Origin of the sequence: Dolichospermum sp. FACHB-1250 (genome assembly GCF_014696335.1) — a bacterium.
GTDB lineage: Bacteria > Cyanobacteriota > Cyanobacteriia > Cyanobacteriales > Nostocaceae > Dolichospermum > Dolichospermum planctonicum.
This window is the reverse complement of record NZ_JACJPZ010000022.1, coordinates 53,278-74,523: the sequence shown is the minus strand read 5'-3', so window position 1 is coordinate 74,523 and position 21,246 is coordinate 53,278. Positions and strand designations below refer to the sequence as shown.

General features: G+C 36.4%; 19 protein-coding genes and 1 pseudogene. 4 read left to right on the top strand and 16 right to left on the bottom strand.

Annotated elements, in window-relative coordinates; translation table 11 throughout:
- A pseudogene (locus H6F39_RS10075) lies at positions 1-735 on the top strand (addiction module component); the annotation flags it as partial.
- A gap of 40 nt (positions 736-775) precedes the next feature.
- On the opposite strand, the gene H6F39_RS10070 reads toward H6F39_RS10075, so the two are convergent.
- The 8 genes from H6F39_RS10070 to dndC form a co-directional block, all read right to left on the bottom strand.
- A complete protein-coding gene (locus H6F39_RS10070) occupies positions 776-1,534 on the bottom strand; it encodes a HEAT repeat domain-containing protein (protein WP_137907225.1) in 759 nt (252 codons plus the stop codon).
- A 71-nt stretch (positions 1,535-1,605) separates the two neighbouring features.
- Entirely contained in the window at positions 1,606-2,091 is a 486-nt protein-coding gene (locus H6F39_RS10065; RefSeq protein WP_242025892.1) for an N-acetyltransferase, read from the bottom strand.
- A 222-nt stretch (positions 2,092-2,313) separates the two neighbouring features.
- Positions 2,314-2,718, bottom strand: coding sequence for an ABC transporter permease (locus H6F39_RS10060; protein ID WP_190371206.1), 405 nt, complete (start codon positions 2,716-2,718; stop codon positions 2,314-2,316).
- Positions 2,703-3,989, bottom strand: coding sequence for an AmpG family muropeptide MFS transporter (locus tag H6F39_RS10055; protein WP_190371207.1), 1,287 nt, complete (start codon positions 3,987-3,989; stop codon positions 2,703-2,705). Before H6F39_RS10055 ends, H6F39_RS10060 begins: the two co-directional genes overlap by 16 nt.
- A gap of 559 nt (positions 3,990-4,548) precedes the next feature.
- Positions 4,549-4,944, bottom strand: coding sequence for a DNA sulfur modification protein DndE (gene dndE, locus H6F39_RS10050; protein ID WP_137907221.1), 396 nt, complete (start codon positions 4,942-4,944; stop codon positions 4,549-4,551).
- A 66-nt stretch (positions 4,945-5,010) separates the two neighbouring features.
- Positions 5,011-5,373, bottom strand: coding sequence for a four helix bundle protein (locus H6F39_RS10045; protein ID WP_137907220.1), 363 nt, complete (start codon positions 5,371-5,373; stop codon positions 5,011-5,013).
- Positions 5,374-5,421: 48 nt separating this feature from the next.
- Positions 5,422-7,410, bottom strand: coding sequence for a DNA sulfur modification protein DndD (gene dndD / locus H6F39_RS10040; protein ID WP_137907219.1), 1,989 nt, complete (start codon positions 7,408-7,410; stop codon positions 5,422-5,424).
- A 296-nt stretch (positions 7,411-7,706) separates the two neighbouring features.
- The gene (dndC, locus tag H6F39_RS10035; protein WP_190396644.1) at positions 7,707-9,320 is read right to left on the bottom strand and encodes a DNA phosphorothioation system sulfurtransferase DndC; all 1,614 of its coding nucleotides are present in this window, start codon (positions 9,318-9,320) and stop codon (positions 7,707-7,709) included.
- A 184-nt stretch (positions 9,321-9,504) separates the two neighbouring features.
- Here dndC and H6F39_RS10030 point away from each other — a divergent pair, with 184 nt between their 5' ends.
- A complete protein-coding gene (locus H6F39_RS10030; protein WP_190396643.1) occupies positions 9,505-11,103 on the top strand; it encodes a DGQHR domain-containing protein in 1,599 nt (532 codons plus the stop codon).
- A 170-nt stretch (positions 11,104-11,273) separates the two neighbouring features.
- Positions 11,274-13,259 carry a DNA sulfur modification protein DndB gene (locus tag H6F39_RS10025; protein WP_190396642.1) on the top strand — a complete coding sequence of 662 codons (1,986 nt, stop codon included), beginning with the start codon at positions 11,274-11,276 and terminating at the stop codon, positions 13,257-13,259.
- Positions 13,260-13,316: 57 nt separating this feature from the next.
- Here the strand turns inward: H6F39_RS10025 and H6F39_RS10020 are convergent, their stop codons facing one another.
- From H6F39_RS10020 to H6F39_RS10000, 5 genes are all read right to left on the bottom strand, one after another.
- Positions 13,317-13,790 carry a DNA phosphorothioation-associated protein 4 gene (locus H6F39_RS10020; RefSeq protein WP_190396641.1) on the bottom strand — a complete coding sequence of 158 codons (474 nt, stop codon included), beginning with the start codon at positions 13,788-13,790 and terminating at the stop codon, positions 13,317-13,319.
- Between the two features lie 97 nt (positions 13,791-13,887).
- Positions 13,888-14,448, bottom strand: coding sequence for a Uma2 family endonuclease (locus tag H6F39_RS10015; RefSeq protein WP_190396640.1), 561 nt, complete (start codon positions 14,446-14,448; stop codon positions 13,888-13,890).
- A 45-nt stretch (positions 14,449-14,493) separates the two neighbouring features.
- Complete coding sequence (locus tag H6F39_RS10010; protein WP_137907213.1) at positions 14,494-15,132, bottom strand: Uma2 family endonuclease; 639 nt, start codon at positions 15,130-15,132, stop codon at positions 14,494-14,496.
- 26 nt (positions 15,133-15,158) lie between these two features.
- Entirely contained in the window at positions 15,159-17,231 is a 2,073-nt protein-coding gene (locus tag H6F39_RS10005) for an AAA family ATPase (protein ID WP_190371213.1), read from the bottom strand.
- The gene (locus tag H6F39_RS10000; protein ID WP_162501174.1) at positions 17,228-17,401 is read right to left on the bottom strand and encodes a hypothetical protein; all 174 of its coding nucleotides are present in this window, start codon (positions 17,399-17,401) and stop codon (positions 17,228-17,230) included. Before H6F39_RS10000 ends, H6F39_RS10005 begins: the two co-directional genes overlap by 4 nt.
- 646 nt (positions 17,402-18,047) lie before the next feature.
- On the opposite strand from H6F39_RS10000, the gene H6F39_RS09995 reads away from it, so the two are divergent.
- Positions 18,048-18,302, top strand: a complete 255-nt coding sequence (locus tag H6F39_RS09995) for a Calvin cycle protein CP12 (RefSeq protein WP_137907211.1) — start codon at positions 18,048-18,050, stop codon at positions 18,300-18,302.
- A 286-nt stretch (positions 18,303-18,588) separates the two neighbouring features.
- Here the strand turns inward: H6F39_RS09995 and H6F39_RS09990 are convergent, their stop codons facing one another.
- From H6F39_RS09990 to apcB, 3 genes are all read right to left on the bottom strand, one after another.
- Positions 18,589-19,407 (bottom strand): TlyA family RNA methyltransferase, encoded by an 819-nt coding sequence (locus H6F39_RS09990; protein ID WP_137907210.1) that lies wholly within the window; start codon positions 19,405-19,407, stop codon positions 18,589-18,591.
- A gap of 105 nt (positions 19,408-19,512) precedes the next feature.
- On the bottom strand, positions 19,513-20,172 hold the full coding sequence (locus H6F39_RS09985; RefSeq protein ID WP_190371214.1) for a DUF1361 domain-containing protein: 660 nt from the start codon (positions 20,170-20,172) through the stop codon (positions 19,513-19,515).
- Between the two features lie 277 nt (positions 20,173-20,449).
- Positions 20,450-20,959, bottom strand: a complete 510-nt coding sequence (gene apcB, locus H6F39_RS09980; protein ID WP_137907208.1) for an allophycocyanin subunit beta — start codon at positions 20,957-20,959, stop codon at positions 20,450-20,452.
- Positions 20,960-21,246: the final 287 nt, after the last annotated feature.

Sequence of the window (21,246 nt, the reverse complement as noted above, 5' to 3'; positions counted from 1 at the left end):
TCTAACGATGGTGCTAGATTTTTGGGTAATAATTTCGGTAAAATCCAAACAGAAGAAACTGATTACAGAACAGCGAAACAAGTTAAACGCAACAAAATCAAATCAGTTTTTGATAAGTCTATTGCCAAAGGGAACAGCGCCAAAGCCGATAGAATTAAACGGAATAACCTCGGTAAAATCAAGTGGAACAACCGAGAAACATCATTTAAAGGTAGGATTCAAACAATAGTTTTTACAGCTACATATCACTTGATGACTGATGCAATCAAGGTAGCTTTTGAAGATCTGACGGAAGCAATAAAAAGCAAAAAGCCCTTGCGAAAACGCATGAAGAGAAATGTTTCTTCATGGTGCAAAGGGGTAGTTGCGGATGCTCTCAAACAAGTTTCAACCCGCACAGGTTGTGCCGTTGTTAGTGTTAATAGTGCATATACGTCACAACTTGACTCCAGATTTGCTACCTTAACAGGCAGTAGAAATGGTGACAAGTTTACCGGACATGATGGGGTCGTGATGCACTCAGATACTAATGCTGCTGACAATATTTTAGCAAGAATGAGTGATGTTGAAATCACTCGATATATGAAACATTCCGATGTGAAGAAAATCTTGTTAGAAAGAAGTCAGAAGTTTCGGGATTCTTTGATGGAAACCGCAGCGATAACGGGCCAGGATAAGCCCCAGACTCTAGAACCTGAAGTCAGGTCAATCAGAGAGCGAATTATCAGCAATTGACACTGTTTGACCAAGGTTTAACTACGTTAGTTGTGTATCTCTAAAACCATCCTTCTTGTTCCAGGGTTTCAATTAATTGTAAACCGCGAGGATCTCCTACTCCCAGAAGCGCGGCTTTAGTGTCTTCTCTGACTCCTAAGTCTTTGTCTTCAGCAAAAGCTTGAATTAGCGCGTCTATTGCTGTAGCATAGACGACATTGGAAGGTAGTTCTTTACAAAGCTGGCCGATTGTCCAAGCGGAGTTACTACGCACAGCGGCTACAGGGTCTTTAACCAAGGCTTCAATCAGGGCAGGAATAGCACCTACAATGGCTTCATAACCTACTTCTGTCATCTGTGCTAGGGCGCTGGCAGACCAGAGACGAACTGCGGAAATATCGGTTCTGAGGGCATCTGTGAGGGGTGCTAAGGAACGAAAATCACGACAGTTTCCTAAAGCCCATACTACTCCTTTGCGAACATAACCATTCCCATCGCGGTTGAGTTGAGTAATTAATGGTGCTACGGCTTCCGAGGACGGGTTGCGGCCGATACCATAAGCGGCGCTGACTCGCACCAGGGGACAGTTATCTGTTAATAGGTGGATGAGATGGGGTGTTGCTCGTTGATCCTGAAGATCGCAAAAAGCACGCGCTGCTAACATCCGCTGTTGGGGCTGGGGATTTTTCAGGAGTACCAGCATTAATTCTACATCAGGTTTTTCTACTTCTGATTCATCAGTAAGTGGTTCTATTTGGTCTAGGGGGGTAATAAGCTCCCCTTCGGTATCAAGTAGGCTTAGTTCGTATTCGTCGTACATAATGATTCCACTGTAACCCCTATTCCTGGATGGCGGTAATTCATGAATTACTAATTGTCAATTGTCAATTGTCAATTCTCACGCGACTGAAGTGATTTTACCATCCAGAGGGATTGTTCTTGATAACCGAGTTGATGATAAAGATCTAATGCGGGTGTGTTTGTTTGAAATACTTGTAGTCCGATTTGTCTGTATCCCCTTTGTTTAGCCCAATTTTCTATATAATTCATTAATGCTTTGCCAATACCTCTATGGCGATATTCTGGCATCACATAGAGAAGAAAAATATGAGGATGGCGATCGCCGCTGACCTGATCTATAGCATTTCCCACCCAAAGACAGCCTATGGGTGATTGGTGCTGATTTTTTGTTTCCTGTTCATCATATACCCACCATAAAGGGGTATCACGGGACAAATATTGTTCAACGGTACGGGTTAGGTGAGAAAAGTTTTGATTGGGGAATTGTTCTTGGTAAGTCCGCTCCATGAATTTTACCAAGAGGGCTTGATCTACGGTAGAACCTTGCTCAATAGCATAGCCTGGGAGTAAATTCAAAATGGACTGATTCCCCAATTACTTAATTATGATCCCAATAGGTGCGGGGGCAGCCATGTCCGATGGTAAAAAGATCCTGGCGCTGACTGCGACCAAAGCAAAGGTAAAAATCAAGACTGCAATCAAAGGGGCGATATATTGACGTAAAAAGGCCATGGTGTTCGTGTGAATAAATAGGGACTATCTTGATTTTAGCAATTATTCCAATTTGGTAAAGGCTGGCTACGATTCCTGATTTTGGTCTAATTCATCTAAGACCTTTTCACAATACCAATTTTCTGGCATTTCCGGAGCGTTTTCCTTGGCTTGTTGAATGAGTCTTTCCGCAGCAGCCACATCTCCAGATAATCTAGCAATTAGGCGATTTTTTAAGTAATTGCTAGTAAATTCTTCCTCTGGTTGCTTGAGTATGGTGGGAGTAACTGTTTTCTGGGGTTCTCTCCGTAATTGCCAAAATAAGACGTAATAGAGTGTACCAAAAATCAGAATCAGACTAATTGTTCCTAGTAGTGTGAGGAAATTAAAAGCCAGATTTTGCAGAACTAATTGTGAGATGACATAGCCCAGTAATAAACCTGTGACTATGAGAACGAATGTACCAGCAATAATAACTACTTGGGGTTCCATATATCTTCTTCTTCTAGTCCTGGTCTGTTAATTGCTAACGGTTTGGGATTCCAAGGGGCAAACAATGGTAATAGTAGAAGTCCCGGTACAGCAGCAAAGATACTAATTACAAAAAATAACGGCCATCCTGTACTTTTGGCTAAAGAACCGGCTGGCGCAACTAGAATATCACGACTTACGGCCATAAAACTAGAAAGTAAAGCATATTGTGTGGCAGAATACCGTTGATTACACATACTCATCAAAAAGGCCACAAAGGCCGCTGTTCCTAATCCAGCACAAAAGTTTTCTATATTAATTGTCAGGAGGAGAAACTGATAATTTTTACCAACTTGTGCCAGAATTAGATAGGCTAGGTTGCTGACTGCTTGTAAAGCACCAAATACCCAAAGTGAGCGATTTAATCCAATTTTACTCAAAAACGCGCCCCCTGCCAATGTACCAACTATTGTGGCTATTAATCCCATACCGCCTTGAATTGCGCCAATGTCGGTTTGTGTGAAGCCCGTTTGCAGTAAAAACGGTGTGGACATATTATTGACAAAGGAATCACCGAGTTTATAAAGGACAATAAATAGCAGAGTAAGTATAGCTTGAACCAATCCTTGACGCTGGATAAATTCCCCAAAGGGCAGAATTACAGCCTCGGTTAAAGATGCTGGGGGATTGATTTCTTTCGGTTCTGGTGCAAACAAAGTGGCAATAATCCCTAGTCCCATGCCTACGGACATGAATAAGTATACTGATGACCAAGCTATTCTATCAGCAAGAATCAGGGCTAAAGAGCCTGTGAGTAGTAAAGCAATGCGATAACCTAGTACAAATACTGCTGCACCTGCGCCCATTTCCAGCGGTTCGAGAATATCCGTACGGTAAGCATCAGCAGCGATGTCTTGGGTGGCACTCAGGAAGGCAATGACGACAGCGTTAATAGCTAGGAATTGCAGGGCTTGTTTGGGTTGCTGTAGGGACATGGCCGCGATCGCTATTAATAACCCAATTTGAATTACAATTAGCCAACCCCGTCTTCTGCCTAAAAATGGTAATGTAAACCAGTCTAACACCGGTGACCAGAGAAATTTTAAGGAATATGGCACACCTACCAGGCTAAATAAGCCGATAGCGGTTAAATCTACCTTCTCAACGGTCATCCATGCTTGTAAGGTCTTGCTGGTCAAAAACAAGGGCAACCCGGATGAAAATCCGAGTAGGATCAAGGCCGCCATTTTTGGGCTACCGAAAACTCGCAGTAGGGACTTGACTGGATTCATCTAAACCTCCTCCAGGAGACCCCCACCAAAACTGTACTCAGTTTGGTGATGGGAGGAATGGAGGGTTAATTGTGAAACTTCCCTTGAGTAATTTTGTGTGCCAGCACAAACAATGAGAGGGACAGTTGAGCAATTAACAAATCTTTTATACTGCATACAAATAACCATCCTTTGCGTGAATGCGTTTACAAAACTTATGTGATATTCCTTATGAATTGGGTTTAATGGCGTGAAGTTGGTATCTAAAACAAATACTTTGGACATATTGTCCCTCCTTGCGGGTAATGTTAGCCTAGACAAAGATTTAAAGGCTTTTTACGCAACAGCACTGGATTAACCCAATAAGCCTGTTTAACTGTTAACCTCACCAGCTACAAACTGGCTGCGTATTTGTAGGTGAGATGACCTGAAAATCGTAGTGATTTAACACTTAGTCGGGTAAACTCTGGGCTTTTAAAGCTCCCACTTACCCTCAGGGAAATGGTGGGTAATTTACTTTTCCTCGTCACTTAGGATATTTGCAGTTATCGGCCATTGGGGTGGCACAACGATCGCAAAATCAGGATCTTACTTTCTTTGTGGACAGTTCAATTAGATCTTCAATTTTCTTAATATTCTGATCTCCTGCTAGGTAGCCAATACCTCTATGTAAGTGTAAGCGAAATTGGGTAATTAGGGTCTCTCTATCTGTATCTAAACCGTCGTTGTAACACCGTTGTTTGAGTGCTAACAGCAGAATATCCGCTATTTCTCCCCCAAAAACCCGCCATGTCATCTCCACGTTGCTATCTTGGGGAATAGGTACAGGTGACGGTGCTGCGGGTTCTGCAAGAGAACGACAAAAAGCCCACCGACATAATATGTTCCATTGTTCGATTTTGGTGCTGCGTTTGAGTTTGAGTAGTTGTTCTTTGGCTGTTTGGGAAAGTTTGATTCTTTCTATTGGTGATTCCATGATTTTGGTAATTGGTAATTGGTAATTGGTAATTGGTAATTGGTAATTGGTAATTGGAAAAATCTATTAGTCATTACCAATCGAATTTAAATAAGCATTTAACTTTGCGGGAAGTTCATGAATTATCGGTTTGAGAATATTTACTTGTTCAACTGTTAATAAATTACGGGCATAAGCAAGCCGCAACCAATGAATTGTTTCATTAAGAGAACCTCTAGCTATTTTAATAAAGCGTTTATTGTCTTGAAAGTTATAACGTCCTCTACCCTCTGCTATATTTGCTCCAATGCTATCTGCTGAATGCACAATCTGCTTACCAATTGTATCTTTACTAAAATTATCCCATCCCATAACCACTTTCCAAATTTCATTTGCTAATTTTTCCGATAATTTATACACTTGTAACTCTTCAAAATCTGGTCTACCCATTACCCATTACCCATTACCCATGACCCATTACCCATTACCCATTACCCATTACCAAAAATAACCAGGTTTGATTGTGGTTTCTCGTTTGCTGGAGTTGTATTGGAGTAGGTATTCACGGGCTATGGCTTCGGTTTCTTGCAGGTTTTGATATTCTTTTTTCGCAATTTCGGTGTCGGTGGAAAGGAGAATTACTTGATGGCTGGCTGAGGGAAAATATCTTTCTACTAAGTTGTTACGGTGAGAGGAGTCTAGTCTTCCTAAGGGGGTGTCTATGGCTATGGGTAAACGTCTTCCTGATACTTTAGCTAATCCCCACAAAAATGCGATCGCTAATAGTTGTTTTTCTCCTGCTGAAAGCCGATGTTTGGGAACCGGTTTTCCATTTAAATCATATAATGATAAGCCGAAGGTTTTACTGTCTATGGCTATGCGATGTACTAGGTCTGATTTATGTAATAAATATAGAAAGCAGTTTTTTACTTCTTCTTCTAATTTATTCAATTTTCTCAGGGTTAATCTTTCTCGAAATATTTTTAATGTTTGTTGCACTTTTCCGGCAGAATTAATAATATGTTCACTATTTTGATATTTGAGATTTTCTACTGTATATTCATTTAATTCTTGTCTCAGTTTTTTGGTTTCTGCTTCTAATTCTATCAGTTTTTGATTCATCATTTCTGCTTGATATCTAATTTGATTAAATCCAGTTTGTGCCTGTTTAACTGCTTTTTGTAATTTCATATATTCCTCTGGTGCGGCCGCTGTTTGTACTTGTCTTTCTAGGGTGAGTATTTCTTCTTCATAATTAGTTAATTCATCTAATTGTTTTTGGGCTGTATTTTGACCAATTTGCAACCGATAGGTTATATTGTCAACTAAACTTAAACTTTCTTCATCTGCATTTAACCAGGTATTTTCTATGGATAAGTTATTGCTATATAAGTTATTGATATCTTCAGCCAAAAAAGATTGAATATTACTAATATTAGTATTCTCTATATTTAATTGTCTTAGCCAATTAATTAATCTTTCATCTCTCGCAATTAAGACATCTTTAGCTAATTGAATTTGTTGAGTTTTCAGTTCTTTTTCTCCCTGTCTTTGAATTTGAGATAATAAAGGACTAATTAACGCTAAAGGTAAAACATCACCTGCTAATTCACATAAGGACTCACGGACGTTATTAGCAAGTTTGATTTTCTCTTCTCTTTGTTTTTCTAATTGACTACGTTCAGCAGCAATTTTACCACCTTCATTCACAAATTTATCTAAGGCTTCTTCCTGAATTTTTTCTAATTCTGCAACTTTCATATTAACAGTTGCTAGTCTTTGCCGATTATTTTCATATTCTTGCTGTTTTTCATGCAGTTTAGTTTCAATTTCTTCTAATTTACCTAAATCTTTATTGTCTGCAAATTCTCGTTTTTTGCGATTCACTAAAATCTCTAAATCAATTGCTAATTTATCTGCTAATTCTAAACCCAAAAGTCCATTAATTGCGTCAACAACTATGGGTGGTGGTATTTCCTGTTCTGCAAGTTCTTTAACTTGTTCACCGTCAAAGAGAAATAAATTGGAAATACCTAAAGGTAAGATATTTTCTATATATTCATCCCAAATATTTGCTAATGAATCAATTGGCCAAGTTTCATCATCACCTAAAATCCCTAAATGGTCTTTACCGTCTTTAGGATTTTTTTCCCAAGTCCGCACAACGCGATATTGTATGGGTCTATCTTCTTCGATATGTTCAAAAACCAATTCAATTCTGGTTTTTTCTGTGGGGTTAGCTTTACTGTTGACACATTGGGTTAAAAAATCACTATAACTCAGATTTCCTCTAGTTGAACATTGGGCGCGTTGTCCATATAATGCGAGACGAATGGCATCTATCAACGTAGTTTTTCCGCCACCATTCATTCCCCCTAAAAGGATAATTGGGCGGGCGTTATCTTCATCAATTTGGGGGTTGAGGTTGATGATTTGTTTACCAGCATAAGGACCAAAGTTTTGCAGAACTAATTCTAGGAAGATCATGGTTTTTTGTTGTTTTTTTGTGTTTTTTTTAACGAACCACTCCAGGCGCACAGAACGCAGAGGAAGAAAGAAAAGAGATGTTTATCTCGTTCCCTGGCTCTGACAGGAAATGCTTTCAAGAGGCTCTGCCTCTGTTATAATTAGTTGAGATACAATCTCAAAATTGGCTTTCCTAGCTAGGGGACAGGAAGGAGGAATATAGATTAAATGAACCACGAAGGAACGAAGAACACGAAGGAAGAAGGAAGAAGGAAGAAGGAAGAAGATAATTAATCTTTTAGTGGGAAGGGAGTATTTTATTCATCTGGGTTATTCTGTGCATATTTGAAGTTAGCCCAAGTTTGTGGTTTACTCTCTTCTTTATCCGGGCTATCTCCTAATGTTAATTGTTTGACTTTTTCTCGCACTGTAGCAACATCACCTTCTAATGCTGCTTGTCGTAAATCTCTTTTTAAATGGGCATTTCTAATGGCTACTTCTGGAGAACGGGAACTTGTATCAAAGCATTTTTCTAGGCTTTCGTAAATACCCACACGGCGAGTTTTTTTCTTAAATTGTCTTTCTGTATCTAATAGTCTGGCCATTAATTCTAAGTGCATTCCGTCACCGTCACAAATTTCTTCTAATACTCCCCATTCATCACTACCAAGTATACTTTGATCTGCACCAGGACGGGGATCTTTAAATACTTCTCCTGTCACTTCTTCATATATTCGGGGAACACTATCATCAAATTCGTGTTTTTCTTCTAACCAGATTCGGCGAATTTCACTTAATTCTGCTTGAGAAATCAGGGTAATATCCCGCATATTTTCCGGCGCGTTTTGACGCATTTCTTTTTGCGCTGTTAATAATTTTCTTAACCAATATTCTCGCCAATATTTTGTATATGGTCCAGGTATAGGTTCAATAGATGTTCCACCGTCTACATTACGTTCAAATAATTGAACTTCTCCCCAGATACGGCGAAAATCTCTTTTTTCGCGGTCATTTTCAATATCTAATTCTCGACGAAAATCAACTATTGGTTGCATCCATTCTTTTTCGTCATTATTTTGAATCATTGCATTCAAAGATTTATCACGTTCAACAAGTGTGCAAACCCAGCAGCCAAAGCGAGAACTACCACAACTAGGAGTAGAAGTATCAACAACTAAAGGACATTCATTATCTGCTGTTGATTCCCTATACATAGTAAATAGGTCTTTATTACTATGTCCCCAAGGATTTTCCCATTGCATTAAATATAGCCAGACTTCATCTGTACGCCAATCTTCAATAGGACTATAAACGAGTGAATTAGGTAAGCTTGCATTAGGACTAAGATGTTCGCGTAATCGTCTTGCTTCGTATTTTTTCATTGTAGCAGCACGACGAGGACTTTCTGCTTTGCGAATACCTAAGATTACAATAGCTTCACCGCTACTTCTAACAACATCACGAATAAAACGATTAGATGGATTGATTTTCAAACGTCCTGTACACCAACGAAACTTTTGACGGGGTGCTGGATAACCTTTGCCAATTAGACCTACCCAGTATGTATCTACAATCTCTGGTTCTAATACATGAGGTTGCATTGGCATTTTCTGCTCTTTAGCGGCTAATTGTATATGCTTATGAGAACTACGCACCCAAACAGAAACATAGGGATTTTCTACTCCTGTATCTGTCGTAATTACATGAATTGGTTTAGTTCTTTTTTCCGGTGGGAGTCCAGAAATTGCATTCCAAATAAGCTGTAAAGTAGCAGTGCTGTCTTTTCCACCGGAATAGCCTACCACCCAAGGTATTTGGTCTAAACAATACAATTCTTGAATTTCTGTAGTCAAAGCTTGGATATACTCCACTAACTCCGGTACAGTACGATTTTGCTGATTTTTATTTTCTGGCTGTTGTGAATAAGTCATTTTTCCCCTACTTGTAGATACATGAACCTAAAATCAATACTTCCCTGTAGCAAAATGGAATTATTTAGTATATAAATCAACATAGCTATGAGTGCAACATAATATTTTTAAAAATAACATCATTAGTATCCATTTTTTTTGGATAATAAAGCAACAATTAGTCAATAAGTTTTTAAAAATTAATATGAATGATAGTACAAACACACTAAATAATCAACTCGCTAATGAGTATCTAGAACGGGAAAATAACGATAAACAGGTATTAGCTTTACTGCTAAGCCGGTTTTTAGAGAAGAAAGACCAAATTCTTGTCCAAAAAACCGAAATGGGTGGTATCGAGGCTTATGTAAGTTCTGTTACCTTGGAATGGTTCGCGGGACGGGTACATTTTGCGTCAGGTTTACCCCTCCTGCAAAAAAAGTACAACCCAGATACGGAAAATATCGAAATTGATGCTGATAGCATTGATGAAATTCAACAACGACCTGTTGATTGGTCGCGTCAAGCCCCGTTAGTACAGTATTTAGCAGCGAGAAAAAACCATAAATTTCCGGCTGTTTTGGTGGTAATTAATCAACCTTGGGTAGATAACCCCAAAGCAGTAGAATGGGATAGTCAAGGACGGGCTAAAAAAGCGACTACTGATTTTATACCCTTAGATAAAGATGGTAAAGTTGGTTTACTGAATATTTCTGAAGAGAATGTGACAATTTATGCTTTAGATGGTCAACATAGATTAATGGGTGTACAGGGTTTAATGGAATTAATTAAATCTGGTAAACTCCAACGTTATAAAAAAGATAAAACTGCTGATGAAAGTTTTATTACTTTATCTGATTTGATCGATAAATATCAAGTAGAACCTGCTTATTTACAAAGTTTATCTAAAGAGAAAATTGGTATTGAATTTATTTGTGCGGTGAATACTGGAGAAACTCATACAGAAGCGAAACGACGAATCAGATCAATTTTTGTTCATGTAAATTTGATGGCTGCACCTTTAAGTAAAGGTCAGTTAGCACAACTAAATGAAGATGATGGTTTTGCCATTGTAGCGCGAAAAATTGCCGTTACACATCCACTTTTAGAACAGAAGCCAAATCGCAATCCTCGTGTTAATTGGAATAGTGCCACCGTAGCCGCTAATTCTACGGTTTTAACCACTCTGCAAGCCCTACAAGATATGTCTGAAAGATATTTGGGGCAAAAGTTCCCTCACTGGAAACCTTTAGAAAAAGGGTTAATTCCCATGCGTCCAGAAAATGAAGAAATTCAGGAAGGAATTGCAGATTTTAGATTACTTTTTGATCATTTAGCTAATCTTCCCAGTTATAAAATATTAGAACATGAAGAAACAACAGTTTTACGTCGCTTCCATTTTGAAAAAGACGGGGGTGAGGGAAATATGCTATTTCGTCCAGTTTCTCAAATTGCTTTAGCGCAAGCTTTGGGAAATTTGGTATTTAAAAAAGGTTTTGCTTTGACGGATATTTTTAAAAAGTTAGAAAAATTTGACCGTCAAGGGGGTTTTAGTGGTATGGAATATCCTCAATCTTTATGGTATGGGGTTTTATATGATCCGAATAAAAAGCGGGTACAAGTAGTAGGAAAAGATTTAGCTGTGAAGTTATTGATTTATATTTTGGGGGGAATGACTGAAAAAATAGAAGTTACTGCTTTACGTAAGGCTTTAGCCAATGCTAGGACCATAGAAGAACAAACTATAGGTTTTGATGGTAAGTTTGTCAAACCGCAAGATGTAGGACTACCATCTGTCATTTAAGTGCGAATACATATTTGCATTTAGAAAACAAGTCATGTTACCATGATACGTATATGTATAAAGAAAATATATTCTGTGGCATAGCTGTATAGCAAAAGTGCTACATAGCAGCTTAGGTTATTTTCTCTATCATTTACTAATCATTTACTATCAGACACAGGTGAAACTAAATGTTTATTATCTCAAACAACGAAAGCAAAGCAAGATATAACAAACCACTCTACGGATTAACTGGAACTTACACTTTATCCGAAGGAATAGCTCTTCCCTACTTTTTATCACTCTTTGAAATTAACCGAGCAATTGATGAACTTAAGATCGCTGAACAGATTCCAGCATCACTAGACACAAAATGGTCACTTAAAGAACTATTTCAGCGAGAAATTGATGAAAAGAGAGTCGAGGACGATATCGTTAAAGGATATCTTCTTGATCCCAAAAAGCTCAAATTTTTTAATGCTATTACCATCGTACTAATGCCAAAAGGGGCAGATGGTAAAATTCAGGATTCCTTTGATAATTCCAAAAATCTTGATTCACCACCAATTCCTTGGGATAGTACCGATCTTGATGATGCACAATGGAATAATCACCCACAAGCTAACTTTGGTGGTGTCCAATTCGTTTCTGCTGGACTTTCAGCGCGACTTCGTTGGGATGAAGATCGTGTACTTGCTGTAGCTGTAGATGGACAACATCGGCTTTGGGCGCTCCGTACTTTCCGTGAAGATCCGAAGTTCTGTGGTGGTACACTTAAGACCATTGAGCAACAAACTAAAATTCCCGTCCTATTCGTGTTGCTTGATCCAAGTGCTGGTTTCCAGAACCGACAAAGTGAATCTGATCACTCGATTCGGGGAATTGCTCGTGAACTATTCACTGATTTAAACAAGAATGCCAAGACTGTTGATAAGGCTAGAGAACTCATTTTAGATGATAAGAGTATCAATGCACAATGTGTAAGAACATTGGTAACTGAGAGAACATCTCAAGATTCTCAAGATCGACTTCCTCTATCTCAAGTGCGTTGGCAAGATGACTCTCACAAATTTGATACATCTTACTACCTCAATTCCTTAGTTCACTTAGATTTGTTAGTTTCGGCAACGCTAAATCTCAAACCACCACGTGATCCAATGGAGACGAAGCAAGTTAAGGAATTTATTGATAGCATTAATTCTTCCCTCGGTATAGGAGAACAGGAAGTTCAGCATGAAGGTCGTTCTCTTTATAAATACTATGTAGAAGATTATTGTGATGAGGATGGAGAAGCTGATGCACCTTTTTCACGGTTACCAGAAAAATATCTTGAATCAGCAGTCAACGGCTTTAAAGTTAATTTTCGTCCTTGGTTACTTAAGCTTTTACTTGAGTTTAAGCCATATCGTAATTTACTTCAATATGCTCGTGAGCATAACTTAATTGAGGGTACTTTTGGCAAGTTTCAAGCTCAAACCAACAAACATAAAGCAAATATTAAACAACAGGAAATTGCTAAGGATAGTGACTGGCACAATCGAGAAATCTTACGTCATCAAACCGCTATTAATAGCATGAAGGAAAGTCAATGGGCTTTCAAAGCGATATTCCAGAAAGCTATGGTTAGGTTAGGAAGATTAGTGGAATTTGAGTATAAGGGACAAAATAAAAACTTAGGAAATATAAATGATGTTCTAAGTTTTCTTGATAGATTATATGAGGAAGGGATTCTTAAGGTAGATGCAAAGTTAACTAATTATCCTTTTGGCTTATGGACATTTATCGCTACAAACCAAAATAGTGACAAAATTAAGGTTGCAAAAACAGTTGAGGATAGAATATTTTATTTATTGTGTTTGTGGTATTTTGGAACACGTAAAATTCAGATAGATATTGCTAATGGTGATCCAGTCTTATCTAAACGAAAGCTACTAAAATTTTTTAGTGCAGATACAAATAAAGCTCATTGGCATAACTGTAATGCTGTTTATCAAGGACTATACAAAGGCTTTGATACAAACGCTTTTTATGGTAAAGAGCATGAACAAATGAGTGATGAGCGAAAAAGAGATATGGTACGTGATAGGTTTTCTGCTATACTTGCTGCTGGATTACCTGAGTTCTACAGTCAGTCTTCAGAAAGACAATTATCTAACGAAGAGGAAGATTCTGAATAGGATCATCTAACTACAAAATTTACGCTACATCAGGCAAATGTAAAAAAATAACTTAGTTTAAGACAGGAATTTAGTTAGATTAAATTCCTCGTCTTCTTCTCCATTATTTGTTTTTTCATACTTCAAATACATAGCAATTCTATCCGTATAGTCAATTGCACCTCTAAGTTCAGATACTAAAAGTTCTAAACCACCATTAGCGTATTCTTCAAAAATTCCATTACGTTGTTTTTCGTATTCTTCCTCATGAGGAGACAAAATAATAATATCTTGAGTTTCTGTAAGCGCAATTAATTTAATTAAAATATCATATCCAGATACTGCAAAAACTTCTAACCTAATTGGAGCAGGTTCACGTTTAGAAATTTCCCCCAAAGGAATACGCTTTTTATGCTTTACACCCAAAGCAGCAGCAAAAACAATCACATCAGCGAAAGTCTGAAAAGGACCAGTTCCCCCCTCAGCAGAAGTTAAACTTTTTACCAACTCAGCTTTATCCTTAGCAACCCTGATTCTACCAGTTTCCGCCATAATTATAAAATCTACACCCTTAACATCATAAACCAACGCTAACTTACTAATACCACAATCTTACCCTCTTCTTTGCGACTGTGCGCGAAACAAAGAATCAAAAAACATCCTCATAAACCAGAGAAAGAGGAAAAGTAAAATCAACACTAACTAAATGTACATCATCACCCTCAACAAAAGGATGTAACTCCCATAAACCCCTATCATTTAACCGAAAACAATCCAAACCCACCTTATCAACACTAATTAAAACATATTCCTGCAAAGTTGGAATCTGTCTATATAGCTGAAACTTACCTCCCCTATCATAAGCCTCCGTACTCGGAGAAAGCACCTCAACGACTAAACTAGGAAATTGAATAAACTTAAGCGCTTTTTTATCTTTAGGGTGACAACTAACAACAACATCAGGATAAGTAAACGGACCATTTTCCGATATACCCACTTTAGCATCAGCAATGTTAACACGACACTTACTACCTTTTAAATGATTTTTTAACCCAGAAGCTAAATTAAAAGCAATATCATTATGAGGAATAGTTCCCCCGGTCATAGCAAAAACTTCACCATTGATATATTCATATTTAATATCTTGCTTTTCCTCCCACTCCAAATACTCAAGAGGACTCATATAACTTCTATCCAAATTAGCAACCATAACATTTACCTCCTAATTTTCCGTAAAATAAATTAACTAAATAAATTAACTAAAAATTTGCAACAACCAGCGATTAACCTCACCATCATCTTGATTTAAACTACGTTGAATGGCTTCCTGAACAGTAGATATTTGTAAACCTGGTAAAACCTTTGACTCCTCAATTCTTCTACTCCCACCGTCAATAATTTCCAAAGCAATAATATCATGATTATTAGCATCCATTACCCAATATTCCTTTACACCCAACCGTTCATAGAGTAATCGCTTAAACCCCAAATCATCATTAATAGAAGAAGCAGCAACTTCTACAACTAGAGTAGGTGCTGCTAACTCATTAATATTGACAGGAGAATTATTCAAAGGTGGAAATTTGATTTTATCCCCAATATAAAAAGCTAAATCAGGTTGACATTCACTTTCACCTATTTTCCTAAAGCTGGTATTAGTAGCTTCAATAATTTTGATATTTTTGAGAGTAGCAAATAAACTCACTACCTTAGAAACAATAGAATTATAACGGCCATGACGAAAACCAACTGGTAACATTTCTACCCTCATATAATTTTCATAAAAATAAAATCTTCCGTGCTGATAATCAGAATGTTCAGCGACTTCTAGAAATTCATCCCAACTTACCTTTACCCAACTATCAGTAACCAAACTTAAAGAACTAACAACCATAATTTTCTTCCTTTACGTGAAACATTCTAAACCCGTTCAACCTCAACAATTTCCGTATATTCAAAACCATTCAAACTCTGTCGCACCAAAGAATATCGTTCCCCGTGTAACTCAATAAAATCCTGTTCACAATTAGGCTTAGAAGAATAATAAACCAAAACATATTCCTTCCCGATTTTATCAACAATTTCCTCCTCAACTTCTATCCTCCATTGAGTCTTAGTCACCAACACAACCAACTGATTTGCTAACTTAGGAATAGTTCGCGCAATGTGACGACGGGAATTAGCATCTAAACTCCCAAAAGGAGAATCCATAACAATCGGAAAAGTGCTACTATCGGGAACCATCATCATTTTTTTCTTCTCACTCCAGTCGCGCACTTTATCAATAATACTAGCGATAAAAGACAGACTGAGAATTTGATTTTCTCCCGTAGAAGCTGCGACTGGTGCTTCAATTCCCGTGGTATTTTCCACCAAACTTAATTCATAGTTTTCGCTAATTTTGGGAATATAGGGAGTAAAAGAAATCTCTGAAAAGATTTCCTGTACTCGCTGTTCCAATTGCAGACGAAACTGATTTTCTTGACGGTTTTTCACTTCTAACAATCGTTCAATAGCATCCTGAGTAGCATTAATACGACGCTGTGCTAAAAATTGTTTTTCCTCATTTTGTTTTTGCTTAGATATTTGTTTGATCAAAGTATCCATACTTATTTTTAAGTGAGAAAGTTCCTGGTGATTTGCACCTTGTTCCCGATTTAATTCATCAATTTTAGATTCAATTTCATCCAGACGTTTTTGTAAATTACTAATTTCCTCATTGGGATCTTTTCGTAATTGTTCTTCAATAGTTGTTAATTCCAACTCCACTTGATTGAGATTTTCCCTCAACTGTTGAATTCTTAATTGTTCCCTATCCGCTTCTTCCCAAAAAGCAACAGCTTGTTTATCAATTTCGTCAACTTGGGCGCTCATTCTAATTGCGGTTTCTTCTACAGTTGAAGAACCGGCTTTTCGCATGAGATTCTTCACATGAAAATGAGTATGAGTTCCTTCCCTTAAATCTGCACCACAAATACAACGTCCAGTATTCAGTAAATCATTGACAAATTCCCGCGAAATCCCTGCTGTTAATTCACCACGTTTTTTTAAATCTATAAATATTTCCCGAAATTTAGCGGTAGTTTCTGTTAACAAAACAGTATAACCCCGTGCGGAAATAACTTTTTTTAAATTCTCCCGTGTTTTCTTCAATTCTGCTCGTAAACTATCTCTTTGCGATTCTAAATTTTGCCTTTTTTCCTGTAATTCCTTGACAGCACTCAACTCTCTTAGTTTATTACTGACTTCCTTTTTAAATACCTGTTGATATTCTAACTCTTGATTTATTTCCGTTTGACGTTTATTAATGGTCTCAATTTCTAATTCTTGCTTTTGTTGATTGGTCAATAATTGTTTAGTTTCTGAGTCACCAATATTTTTAAATTCAGTTTCTAAAGACTTTTTTGCTTCTTTCAAGTGTTTAATAGAAAGTTCAATCACTTCCACACCCAAAAAAATTCTAATTGCTTCTGCGATTTCTGCTTTATTATGAGAACGCACAATTTCCTCAATACGTTCACCGTCAAAGAAAAAATATTGATGTAAACTTAATGGTAGAATTTGGGTAATGATTTCCTCTGGTAACTGATTAGGAATTTTCCATTGACCATCATCTCCAGCTAACCACATAGTTAACTGAGTTTTACCAGTTTCTATTAAATCACTTTGGTTTTTATAGACTCGACAACCACGTTTAGCACGATAGCGAATATTTTCATGTTCCCAACCAATTTCTACTGAACATTCTACAGGTTGACCAGGTTCAGATTCTGCGATCGCCCGTTTATTTACTAACTGTTCGGTTGACGCAAAAGCAGCACTAAATTTCTCATATAAAACCCAAGTAAACCCATTCAAAATACTAGTTTTACCTGCTCCATTACTACCATAAATCATCGTTGTATTGCGAATATCTCCATTAGCTAAAATTATCTCTGGAGTTTTCCCATAAAACGAACGAAAATTACATAATTTAATAGAAGTTAGCCTCATTGCACTGCTTCCTTAACAATTGCGAGAATATCATCATTAATATGGCCTTTGCTTTTTCTATCTAATCTACTTTTTTCTAATCTCCATACTCTTTCAATAATTTGCTTTACTTCTGGTGGTGCGCTGGAAATTGGTTCTTGAACATCTTCAATATTTGATTCTGGTATCATCCTAAAACTGCAATCAATGTTTCTTTTATTTTAACCAGTTTTGATATGATAAATATCATCTACACAAAATTTTTCTCAGGGACTTCCAAAAAATAAATTATCCTTGTCATCATAGCTTCACTAAAAAAGAGTATAAAAAGAGGACTGATGTAGTAGAGTTATAATCTTCTAAAATGACAACTCAAAAATAACAAATAAACCATGGTTGATATCTTCACACTATTGCAATATTTACTACCAAAAATAAAATTGACAACAACGACGCAAAGCTACTGTCAAATATTTTAATTATTTAATATTTTAGCATTGATAAATTATTACTTGTGAATAAGTAAGTCAGGATTATATCATCATAAGATAAAAAAGTATATAAATTAACTAAAAATAGATATTTGAATTGTTAATCTTAAAAAGAGTTTACTAACTTTGAATAATTGCATAGGATTACTATTTTATTTTTGAATAAAATATCAAAAGTTTAATGTGTTACGCTATGTTAAGCATAGCCTACATATCTTTTCAAAAATTAAACAGAATTCCTATATTTATTTGCGTTTTATTATTTAAATGTAAATAAAAATTATTCATTAGTAATCATTAAAGTTCTTAATTAACCTTTATTTTCCTCAACAAAAGTAATCTGATCATGACATTCCTAAACGAAGTTATTAATGGTAAAAAACCCATTGAAGAAGCAATTATTGAAGCTATTGTTAAAGCCAGAACAACTTGTGAAGAAAATGGTAATAATTCTGTTAATTGTGCAGTAGCTTGGGATATTGTTGAAGAATTGCAAATAGAGAAAGCCCATCAAAAACAAGCAAAACATCGAAAAACAAGCTTAGAAGACTATTGTGAAATGTATCCAGACGCTTTGGAGTGTTTAATTTACGATATTTAATTTAAATAGCTACACTTCAAAAAAAAATAGATATTTAGATCTCCGACTTATCGAAAAAGTTGGAGATTTATATACTAAATGAGTTTATTGAGATTTTTATATAATTTACAACAATGCTATTGTTTAACCTTGCATTAGTTGGTAAAAACATTGCATTATTAGTTTTTTAAAATTTATTTTTACTTGATGACATTACATTATGAATGTATAGCGTTACATTAGTAATGGATAAACTTGCATAATTAATAATTATATTTACAGAAAGACTGTAAAGTTTAATTACTGATTATTTTTTGATGAACTCCTGAATTACTTGTTTAGTAATGTCTTGAATAGTAGCTAAGGTTGGTGGTATAATATCGCTTTCCATTTTTAACCACAAAAGATATTCAATATTTCCCGCAGGTCCAGTTATGGGAGAATAAGTTAAACCTTTATATTTCCAACCTAATTCTAAAGCTTTTTGCATGACCTGAAAAATTGCATCTGCTTGGTCATCAGAATCACGCACAACGCCTTTTTTCCCTATGCGAGACCTCCCAACTTCAAATTGAGGTTTTACCAGCAATACAGCCTCTCTGGAAGGTTGTGTTAATCCCCAAACAGCAGGTAAAATTTTAGTGAGAGAAATAAACGAAACATCAACAACCACCAAATCAGGAAATATAGCATTTTCAGTATATAATTCCTGTGGTTGTAATTGACGTAAATTCGTGCGTTCCCTTAAAATTACCCTTTGATCATTTCTGATTTTCCAGTCAACTTGTCCATAACCGACATCAATTCCATAAACTTGTTTCGCACCAGATTTTAACAAACAATCTGTAAAACCTCCGGTAGAAATTCCCCCATCTAAACAAATTCTTCCCCTTACAGAAATCGCAAATTGTGCTAAAGCTTTAGCCAATTTTTCTCCACCACGGGAAACAAAAAGAGGACGTTCTTTAACTTGAATTTCTGCGGTAATATCAACCTCAGTTCCCACCTTATCAATTATTTGTTGATTTACAGTTACTTCTCCAGCTTGAATAAGTCTTTGTGCTTGTTGACGAGAAGAAGACAATCCCAAATCAACTAATAATGTATCTAATCTTTGTTTAACCAATGTTACCTTCTTTAATGCTTACAAAATCCCCGAATTGCAGATTATAGTCATCTTTTATTCATCTAAAATATTATCTAATTAAAACGATGAATTTTATCATCTGAATTAAAACCTGTGAATATGACGAACCTGAACTTTATCACGTGGATCAAAACCTTTATCAACAAAATTCAAAATAATTTTTTTCAACAACCAATGTAAACCGCAAAGAATGATAAAAGTGAGTATAATGATAATTAATGGTTGTTTACCAAGAAGTTCCTCCACACCTTTTGTAATTATTTCATCTGGTTGAGTGACAAAATCCCAACTATTAAAACGCAAAAATCTTCCCCAATAAATACCCACAGCACAAAGAGCGTGAGTAATTAACTCAACTGGAAAAATCCATTTACTTTTATCAATGCGATGTAAATAATAACCCAGGTTGATTAATGATATGACATAGGCAGCAAAACCGGAGAAAATTACCACAAAATAAACAGGAATTAAGACTAATGTAATCATCCATATTGACTGGACTGTGCGAATATCATGTATTAAGTGAATAACATCAGTTAATAAATAAGGTGCGTTTGGTAAAAAAGCGTAAAAAGTCAGGGATACTGGCCAACGCAACCAAGAACGACTACGTTTATTGCGAAATAACCAAACACTTAAAGCTAAGGGAATAAAAGCTAAAAATAAATTCCATGTCATCCACCGCATATTTACTTGTAATATATGCAGAACAGTTTTCATTAATTCAATGATTTCTGGTTTCATACAATTTTAATAGTAAAAAATAGAAGAATTGATGTTTTTGGTTATACCAGTTGTACAGCGTTCATATTATAAATCATTTTTATATCAAAATGGACTGCCAATAAATTATTTTATTGAACGAACCACTCCAGAAGCAGATCACACGGAGGTTTGATTATGAAATCATAACATTAAAAAATTGTTAAAAAATTGAAGATCTTTAACTCTGCGACTTTGTACCTTTGCGAGAAATAAAATCTAGGGGTAATATGAATTACCCCTAACAATTAATTAAGTCTTAAATATCAATCTCACTCAACTCACGAGTGATATAATCAAAAGGCTCATCCACAAAAGCAGCATTGGTAATACCTGCAACTGCTACTTGTTCCTTAACAAGATCCTTCATAATTTGGATACCTTGCACTGTTGAACCAATGGGTACACCCAAGGAATTGTAAGTTTCCCGTAGTCCTTGTAACACACGCTCGTCAAGTACATTCATATTACCCGCAACTAACGCATAAGTAGCATAGCGCAGATAATAGTCCATATCCCGTAAACAAGCCGCAAAACGACGAGTTGTATAAGCATTACCACCGGGACGGATTAATTCTGGTAACTGTGCAAATAACTTTGCACCAGCTTGTTTAACAATTGCGGCTGCATTAGCATTAATTGCGGCTGCGGCTTGTATTCTGGCTGTTCCACTCTCAAAGTAAGATTTGAGACTATCAATGGCGTTCCGGTCAAAATAACGACCGGTTACGTCATAATTCTTAATTAAAGTTGTAACGGCATCGCGCATTTTTTTTCTCCCAATTGTCAACTATTTATGGTTTGATATTAAATTGGCTGCAATTACGCACCAATAAAATTTAGTGCCAATTCGCATAAAATAGACTTTGGCACAAAACTATCCATCTGCTACTTAAGGATTTTATGCCAAAGTTGACCCCTGATGATAAAGTTTATAGTTTTGTACAAATTACGAAAGAAAGGTTAACATAACCTGTAATCCAGACAATCTGTAACTAACATGACAAAATCATGTCAAGTTAACTATTTACGATATTTCAGGTGGTGTGTGACAAC

Bases quoted from the DNA above. Each gene is read 5' to 3' on its own strand.
- H6F39_RS09985 (WP_190371214.1), bottom strand. From the start codon at position 20,172: ATGAAACCAGAAATCATTGAATTAATGAAAACTGTTCTGCATATATTA.
- apcB (WP_137907208.1), bottom strand. From the start codon at position 20,959: ATGCGCGATGCCGTTACAACTTTAATTAAGAATTATGACGTAACCGGT.
- dndD (WP_137907219.1), bottom strand. From the start codon at position 7,410: ATGATCTTCCTAGAATTAGTTCTGCAAAACTTTGGTCCTTATGCTGGT.
- H6F39_RS10000 (WP_162501174.1), bottom strand. From the start codon at position 17,401: ATGATACCAGAATCAAATATTGAAGATGTTCAAGAACCAATTTCCAGC.
- H6F39_RS10060 (WP_190371206.1), bottom strand. From the start codon at position 2,718: ATGGAACCCCAAGTAGTTATTATTGCTGGTACATTCGTTCTCATAGTC.
- H6F39_RS09995 (WP_137907211.1), top strand. From the start codon at position 18,048: ATGACATTCCTAAACGAAGTTATTAATGGTAAAAAACCCATTGAAGAA.
- H6F39_RS10005 (WP_190371213.1), bottom strand. From the start codon at position 17,231: ATGAGGCTAACTTCTATTAAATTATGTAATTTTCGTTCGTTTTATGGG.
- H6F39_RS10030 (WP_190396643.1), top strand. From the start codon at position 9,505: ATGAATGATAGTACAAACACACTAAATAATCAACTCGCTAATGAGTAT.
- H6F39_RS10070 (WP_137907225.1), bottom strand. From the start codon at position 1,534: ATGTACGACGAATACGAACTAAGCCTACTTGATACCGAAGGGGAGCTT.
- H6F39_RS10025 (WP_190396642.1), top strand. From the start codon at position 11,274: ATGTTTATTATCTCAAACAACGAAAGCAAAGCAAGATATAACAAACCA.
- H6F39_RS10010 (WP_137907213.1), bottom strand. From the start codon at position 15,132: ATGGTTGTTAGTTCTTTAAGTTTGGTTACTGATAGTTGGGTAAAGGTA.
- dndC (WP_190396644.1), bottom strand. From the start codon at position 9,320: ATGACTTATTCACAACAGCCAGAAAATAAAAATCAGCAAAATCGTACT.
- H6F39_RS10045 (WP_137907220.1), bottom strand. From the start codon at position 5,373: ATGGGTAGACCAGATTTTGAAGAGTTACAAGTGTATAAATTATCGGAA.
- H6F39_RS10055 (WP_190371207.1), bottom strand. From the start codon at position 3,989: ATGAATCCAGTCAAGTCCCTACTGCGAGTTTTCGGTAGCCCAAAAATG.
- H6F39_RS10020 (WP_190396641.1), bottom strand. From the start codon at position 13,790: ATGGCGGAAACTGGTAGAATCAGGGTTGCTAAGGATAAAGCTGAGTTG.
- H6F39_RS10015 (WP_190396640.1), bottom strand. From the start codon at position 14,448: ATGGTTGCTAATTTGGATAGAAGTTATATGAGTCCTCTTGAGTATTTG.
- dndE (WP_137907221.1), bottom strand. From the start codon at position 4,944: ATGGAATCACCAATAGAAAGAATCAAACTTTCCCAAACAGCCAAAGAA.